General features: G+C 43.1%; 3 protein-coding genes. All 3 read right to left on the bottom strand.

Translation table 11 applies throughout. The features are described 5' to 3' along the window. Window positions 1–917: glycosyltransferase family 9 protein (locus ACR2F3_RS04785; RefSeq protein ID WP_432708840.1), on the bottom strand; the 917-nt coding region annotated here is incomplete at its 3' end. A gap of 38 nt (window positions 918–955) precedes the next feature. Next, a complete protein-coding gene (rfaE2, locus tag ACR2F3_RS04790; RefSeq protein WP_432708841.1) occupies window positions 956–2,449 on the bottom strand; it encodes a D-glycero-beta-D-manno-heptose 1-phosphate adenylyltransferase in 1,494 nt (497 codons plus the stop codon). Window positions 2,450–2,454: 5 nt separating this feature from the next. Next, on the bottom strand, window positions 2,455–2,982 hold a 528-nt coding region (locus ACR2F3_RS04795; RefSeq protein WP_432708842.1), incomplete at its 5' end, for a D-glycero-alpha-D-manno-heptose-1,7-bisphosphate 7-phosphatase.

The following is a 2,982-nucleotide window of genomic DNA, read 5'->3' on the forward strand; positions in this document are numbered from 1 at the left end:
TGGTCCGGTACACTGTAGGGTAATACCCGGTTACTCACGAGCCAGGGAACATGTTGTGGATTTGTTTGTGCATATAGCACAACCACAGGTGTCTGTACTGCTGCGGCAAGGTGAACCGCTCCCGTATTCACAGATATCACCGCTTTCGCGTTTTCAAGAAGGGCAGCAAACTCATCCAGTGCCAGCAGACCTGCAATAGCTTTACAACCCCCTTTATGTGCAATTTCTGCTGCAATTTCCGCTTCTTCTTTATTTCCACTAATTAAAACAGGCAGGAATTGTTGCGTAACAAGGGTATCGGCCAATGCTATCCATAGGTCCTTTGGGTACCTCCGTTTTACTTCTGTTACGCCCGGATGTAAAACATAAAAGTTGTAAGGACTTACAACCACTCCGGCCTGCTTTAATTTCTCTTGTACCCTGGAAAATAGTCCCGGTTGCAACGAAAGCGTCAACTGCTCATCCTTGGTATGTGCACCAATCGCCACAATGAGGTCAAGATCCCTGGTCACCTGGTGTTTAATTACCTGGTAAGGTTCAGGATCTGGAATCCAGTGACTTAAAAGGTGGTACGGATTTTCACGGCAATAAGCGAGACGAAGCGGAATTCCAGCGAGATAAGCCAGTAAAATAGCGGGCATGGGGTTCTGGCTGTAAACCGTAAAAATAACACAGCCATCAAATGCCTTTAACTTTATTTTATTTATCAAATCAATGTAGGAATCTGGATCATGACATTCTTTGTTCTGTACCCATGGAAGATCAACCACTAGAAACTCGTCTATTTCTGGTAATAAATTTGTCAGTCCCTGAGCCTTTGTTGAAGTAAGTAAAGTGATTTTACACGAGAATGTTTCTTTCAACCCCCTGATTGCAGGTGAAGAAAGCAAAACATCACCCATATTATCCACCCTCATTACCAAAAGGTTACAGCAAGCCTTCCACTCCTCCATGGTTAATTTAACAAAGATAACTTACGACGCGCAGGTTCATCCATCCGACTAATCACCTTTGTGGTAGATTGATTTGGCACGTAAGGAAGAAATGCAATTTCACACCCAATTTTTCTTAAAGTTTCTGTTTCTGGAAGTAACCTGTTTTCATAATCTCCACCTTTTACAAAAATATCCGGATGTACTATTTTAAGCAATGAAATAGGCGTATCGTCTTTCTCCGTTCCAAAAGGAATGATATAATCTACACAGGCTAAGGCTGCAAGCACAGCAGTTCGGTTATGCAGCGAATTGACAGGTCGGTTACTGCCTTTTAAACGCCTGATACTTTCGTCTTTATTTAGGCCAACCACTAAAATGTCGCCCATTTGTTTAGCCTGATGAAGGTAACTTACATGTCCACTATGTAAAATATCAAAGCATCCATTGGTAAACACAATTCTTTTGCCCTGCGCTTTGAATTTCTTAAGGGTGTCCCGTACAACAACAGCAGATACCATCAATTTGTCTGCATGACTAAATACCTCCTGGAGCTCCGACAGTGAACAAATAGAAGTATACGCCTTTTCTATGCCGATACTGGCAGACGTTGTTGCTAACTCGGCCACCTGCATCATGTTGGCACCACTGAGTATGGCCAATAAAGCAGCACTGATGTAAGTGTCGCCTGCCCCACTTACCTGTTGCTGGCTCATTACCGTGGGTGCCGTGCTATCATAAACACAGTCAACACCGTTGAACAATAAAGAGCCCTCGTTATCTAAAGTAACTGCAGTAACCTGCGCCTGACCTAAGCGAAATAGTTCTTCGCCTTGATGCCTTAATTGCGCTTTCCTGTTGTTGGGTACAAAGGGCAATCCCAAAAGTTTTATCGCCTCCTCATAATTTGGTTTAATAAGGTCGGGTTTCAAAACTGAAAAAGCTTCAATACGCTTCGCATCTACTGCGATTACCTTACGCTGACCTGTTTTTAGTTTTGCAACATAATCAATTACTCTATTGGTAATCACCCCTTTCTCGTAGTCGGCAATAATCAAAGCATCACACTGTGCATAGGCATGGCGGATTTTATCTAAAAAAATACTTTCTGTTTCAGCCGTCAGCATTGAAGTGGTTCCTTCATCAAAGCGAAGCAAGGTTTGACGGGGGGTGGACACCCTGGTTTTAATTGAAGTTGTTCTTTGCTCATCTGCAAGAATTAAAGCCTCGGCCAGTCCCGCCTTCTCCAGCAGCAACCTTCCCCTTGCGCCCTGCTCATCATTCCCAATCACAGTACAAAACATCACTTCGCAGCCCAAGGCCTTTAGGTTAGCGGCTACATTGGCGGCCCCACCTAAACAAAAATGTTTACTATTAAGATCTATCACGGGTACCGGGGCCTCTGGGGCAACCCTTGTACAGCTGCCCTCAATATAAGCATCAATCATAAAATCACCGATAACTAATACCCTGTGTTTTTTAAATTTTGCGATGAGCTGCAGGAGGTCCTTTTTCATTTCCATCAGTTCTTTAATTGATTTATTATATAACTGGCTGCCTCGTCAATGTCCTTAACCATCGCATCAGGTATGTTTTCATTATTGATTTCCCACGCAGTTTCGTTGCCGTTGTTAATTAATATCGCTCCACAACCTGCCCGGTGTCCAGCCTCAATATCATTTAGGATATCACCTATAATCCAGGACCTGGACAGATCTATTTGATGATCAACGCCAGCTTCCAGAATAAGTCCTGGTTTAGGCTTCCTACACGAACAATCTATCCTGTATGCCTCCATGTCACTATCAGGATGATGTGGACAATAATAAAAACCCGCCAGACTCAGACCATGTTCCTTTAATAAATTTTGGATTTTCTGTTCCACTTTCACTAATGCATCATGCTCAAAAAAACCCCTGGCTATTCCCGATTGGTTACTAATAATGAAAAACATAAAACCTTCATTCTGCAATGCAAGTAGCCCATCAATGGTGTTTGGCGACAATGAAATTTTATTTGGATCGACAAGTCGGAGGCCAAGCGGGCTTAG

The sequence above is a fragment of the Pedobacter sp. genome (genome assembly GCF_045627485.1).
In the GTDB taxonomy this organism is placed as follows: domain Bacteria; phylum Bacteroidota; class Bacteroidia; order Sphingobacteriales; family Sphingobacteriaceae; genus Pedobacter.